The sequence below is a fragment of the Planktothrix sp. FACHB-1355 genome (assembly GCF_014748295.1).
Lineage (GTDB): Bacteria > Cyanobacteriota > Cyanobacteriia > Cyanobacteriales > Aerosakkonemataceae > Aerosakkonema > Aerosakkonema funiforme_A.
Map to the genome: position 1 here is coordinate 1 of NZ_JACJUP010000700.1, position 3,666 is coordinate 3,666.

Here is a 3,666-nt window from a genome sequence, read left to right on the forward strand (position 1 = left end):
GACACTTTCTCGAAAAGAAAACTGTAGGTTTGTATTGGTAGCTACCAAGTCACTGCGGAGAATTTGCAAAGTTTTAACTGCTTGCGTGTAAGCAGCGATCGCATCCTCATTTCGACCTTCTTGTTTTAAAATTTTACCTAATTGCCAAGCAGACCGAGCAGTAATATCATTGGCGCTAATAGCCTGTGCAATTGTTAGCGCTTGCTGAGTCAAATTTTCCGCATCCGATTGCTGTTTATTTTGTTGATATAATTTACCCAACGCTACCAAAGCATAGGATTCCGCTCTGGCATCTTTGAGATATCTTGCTTGTTGAACTGCTGTAGCTAATAATTTAGCAATGCTTGTATTACCTTGTCTTTCGTTGGTTATTTGTTCTTCTTGATTTCCCCCTGATAATTGACCGCTGACTAATGATAACTTCATCAAAGTTTCAGCAAAATTAACTTGAGAGTAAACACCCGAACGACTGGGGTTTAACTTAGAAATTTCCGTCTGAATTTGGGATATTAAATATGGGATATTTTCTTGCCCTTTGGTTTCTATGCTTAAGTTAAGTAGATTTAGTAAAGTTTCCAGTTTGGCAATAGGACTGGGTGCGATCGCAGCTGCTTGTTGATAAAAATCCAAAGCCGCTTTACTATCTCCAGCACTTTTGGCATGGTTTCCCAAACTAAAAAGAGCAGCGCTCGTTTCCGTAGGAGAATTTAATTTTTGCGCGAGTGCCAAACTTTGCTTTAATACTTCTTCAGACTTAGGCAAATCTCCCAAAACTTGCAGCGCTTCTCCCAGACTTCGCAATCCTACAGATTTTACGATCGCATCTGGTAAAGATACCAAGTTTTTATTTGCATTTTCTAAATTGGTTTTGGCACGCTGATATTGACCCAAAGCTTGCAAAGCTTGTGCTTGGTTAATTTTACTACCCAGAATTCCCGCTGCATCACCAGCTTTTTCATAAGCATTTTCGGCTTCTTTCCAACTGTCCAAAGCAGCTTCTGTTTGTCCCATAGCTAACTGAAGACTACCTTGAGAATTCAAAGCTTGAGCGAAAATTAGTGCTGAGTGCTGACGAGTTGCTGAATTTGTTAAGAGATTGAGGCTTTGGGCGATCGCATCTTTTGCCTTCTCCCACTGTCCCAACTCTTGATAAGCGTTGGAGAGATAATTTAAAGTCAGAGCGAGATAGAGGCGATCGTTCTTTTCTCGATAACTTTCTGCTGCCTTTTCCCAGACAGCAACCGCATCCGAAAACCTTCCCGCATCGTATAATTTTTTTCCGTCTTCTAAAACAGTTGCAAAAACCTCTCCCCCATCCCATCTCTTATCAAAAGATGGACTTATTTTTACCCCTAGTCTTGTTGTCACAGAAGCGGGTAGGGGGGAGAGATTTTTCATTTCGCTAAAAGATATAATATTTGGAATAACCGAAAATCTAAAATCGGTAACTTGCGCGACTGCCGGAAAAATAGCCGTCACGAGCAGAAAAGTTAATAATGCCAGACAGATAAAAGATCTCATCTTTATAAGTCAACGCTTCCTGGTTATGGCGATCCCAGCGATCGGGCCACGATGGAAAAAGAAAGGATAGGACGATCGCTCGCCACGCTCAGCCTGCTTGTCGCCAGAACTTTGGGCTGTCAAATTAGTTGTATATGTTACCAATTTTTCCCGCCCTTTAGCATTCATTATCCATCCCGTTGCCTCTAGAATATACGATCTCGCATTGTAAACATATAATTCCGCTCTTCTGGCCTCCCCGCAGGGTTCTGAAAAGAAACCGGGTTTTTGCTCTGAGAATGCCTAACTCCTGAAGTAAATTTTCAATTCACAATTATAGCTGACTTTGCCGCCTAAAAAACAAAACTTTTTATAATTAGTTTAAAAAACTATTTATTTTTTAAACTCTCTCAATAATTTCTAGAGCGTTCGGAATCGATTTAACTAATAAATAGTTACAATCGGTCGTAATTTTTGGTATTAAAAACTACAGTTTATTATCGCCATAGGAATTTAATCTCAACTCAGGCGAGGGCAAAACATCGCATAAAACTAGAAAATCGGGGTACTACTATGCCTGAAGTTCTCTTCAAAGTAGACTTGAACAAGCCATTTACCGAGCAACCGTTGGTAGGTCACAATCGCTGGCATCCCGATATTCCGGCAGTAGTTTCTGTCAATCCTGGCGCTGTATTCCGAATAGAATGCAAAGATTGGACGGACGGACAAATCGGCAACAACGACAGCCCCAACGATGTGCGCGATGTCGATTTAACAGTTGTTCACGTATTGAGCGGCCCTATTTATGTCAACGGTGCCGAGCCAGGAGATATCCTAATTGTTGATATCTTAGATGTAGGAACTTTACTGGATTACGAATGGGGTTTTACCGGAATTTTTGCTAAAGAAAATGGCGGCGGTTTCCTCACAGAACATTTCCCAGTCGCACAGAAAGCAATTTGGGATATTCAAGGAATTTATACAAAATCTCGCCATATTCCTAATGTGAAATTTGCGGGAATTCCTCACCCTGGATTGATCGGTTGTGCGCCTTCTCACGATTTGTTAGCTACTTGGAATAAGCGGGAAGCGGATTTAGTCGCAACCAATCCCAACCGAATACCGCCTTTAGCAGCATTGCCGAATCCGAAAAATGCCATTCTCGGTTCGTTAAAGGGTGCCGAATACGATCGAATTGCCCAAGAAGCGGCGCGAACTGTTCCACCCCGCGAACACGGCGGCAATTGCGATATCAAAAATTTGTCAAAAGGTTCCCGCATTTACTTTCCAGTTTATGTGGAAGGTGCGAAACTTTCAATGGGAGATATTCACTTTGCACAAGGAGATGGGGAGATTTCTTTCTGCGGTGCGATCGAAATGGCTGGTTACCTCGATTTGCACGTTGATTTGATTAAAGGCGGTGTAGAAAAATACGGTCTGACCAACCCGATTTTCAAACCAGGCCCAGTTGAGCCTCGCTATTCGGAATATTTGGTGTTTGAAGGCATTTCTGTTGACGAATTTACCGGACAGCAATATTATCTAGATGCTCATGTTGCTTATCGCCGTGCTTGTTTGAATGCGATCGAATATTTCAAGAAGTTTGGCTATACGGGAGAGCAGATATATTTGCTTTTAGGTTCTGCACCAGTGGAGGGAAGAATTAGCGGCATTGTCGATATTCCCAATGCTTGTTGTACTATTGCAGTTCCGACAGCAATTTTTGAAAAGAATGTTCTACCGACGTAGAACCTCACCCCCCAGTCCCCTCTCCGTCACGGAGAGGGGGGACAGGAGAAGAAATTCACCTGCTTCTAGAAACCCGGTTTTTCTCAAAAACCGGGTTTCTCAAATCCAAAATCTAAAATCCAAAATTGATTATGCCTCTTTACGAATTTAAGTGCGAAAATTGCGGAACTTTTGAAGAATGGCGGAGTATGAGTGCAGCCAGCGAACCGATGCTTTGCCCAATTTGCGAAACTGTAGCCAAACGAATTTATTCGGTTGCTGGTTTGATGATGATGCCCAATTCTCTAAGAACTAGAATTGAGCAAAGTGCGGAACCTCGTGTAGTCGATCGCACTCAAATTAAAAAGCATCATAACCACCACCATCATCACCAGCACAAGCATAACGATGGACGACCTTGGATGATCGGTCATTAAT

The 3,666-nt window shown here is 42.2% G+C and carries 4 protein-coding genes; 2 read left to right on the top strand and 2 right to left on the bottom strand.

The features are described from left to right. Both H6S82_RS23315 and H6S82_RS23320 read right to left on the bottom strand, forming a co-directional pair. Positions 1-1,521: tetratricopeptide repeat protein (locus tag H6S82_RS23315; protein ID WP_191056784.1), on the bottom strand; the 1,521-nt coding region annotated here is incomplete at its 3' end. 9 nt (positions 1,522-1,530) lie between these two features. Next, positions 1,531-1,689, bottom strand: a complete 159-nt coding sequence (locus tag H6S82_RS23320; RefSeq protein ID WP_190462573.1) for a hypothetical protein — start codon at positions 1,687-1,689, stop codon at positions 1,531-1,533. Between the two features lie 384 nt (positions 1,690-2,073). Between H6S82_RS23320 and fmdA the strand changes: the two genes are divergently transcribed. Both fmdA and H6S82_RS23330 read left to right on the top strand, forming a co-directional pair. Beyond that, positions 2,074-3,249 carry a formamidase gene (gene fmdA, locus H6S82_RS23325; RefSeq protein WP_190462571.1) on the top strand — a complete coding sequence of 392 codons (1,176 nt, stop codon included), beginning with the start codon at positions 2,074-2,076 and terminating at the stop codon, positions 3,247-3,249. A gap of 131 nt (positions 3,250-3,380) precedes the next feature. After that, entirely contained in the window at positions 3,381-3,665 is a 285-nt protein-coding gene (locus H6S82_RS23330; RefSeq protein ID WP_190462569.1) for a zinc ribbon domain-containing protein, read from the top strand. The last annotated feature ends 1 nt before the right edge of the window (position 3,666 follow it).